The organism is Marinicauda pacifica, from assembly GCF_004793635.1.
GTDB lineage: Bacteria > Pseudomonadota > Alphaproteobacteria > Caulobacterales > Maricaulaceae > Marinicauda > Marinicauda pacifica.
This window is the reverse complement of sequence record NZ_SRXV01000132.1, coordinates 1-300: the sequence shown is the minus strand read 5'-3', so window position 1 is coordinate 300 and position 300 is coordinate 1. Positions and strand designations below refer to the sequence as shown.

Below are 300 nucleotides of genomic sequence, written 5' to 3'. Positions count from 1 at the left end.
GCGGAATGTCACGGGTGACGCGCGTGCGGATATCCGCATCGGCGGGGAGAACTTCAGATGCGCCGGGCTGCAAGAGCACATCGTCGAAGGTGAGACCTTCGCGAATCTCCATGGGGAGACCTCCTTCTCTCTTGCGGGGCCGCTTTAACAGATTTTTAGGGCGAGGCAAGAGCCGGGTCTGCCACCCGCCCGTCCCTGCGCCCACCCGACCGGCCCGGCCAGGGAGATGCGGGTCCGGGAAAGCGACGAGATCGAAAGGCAATGAAGGTCCGCCGGGGCGGCCCGCGCGGGTCGAAGCTA

The 300-nt window shown here is 66.0% G+C and carries 1 protein-coding gene; it reads right to left on the bottom strand.

Features of this window, described 5'->3' with window-relative positions; translation table 11 throughout:
• Positions 1-112: IMP dehydrogenase (locus E5162_RS15175; RefSeq protein WP_174235025.1), on the bottom strand; the 112-nt coding region annotated here is incomplete at its 3' end.
• Between the last annotated feature and the right edge of the window lie 188 nt (positions 113-300).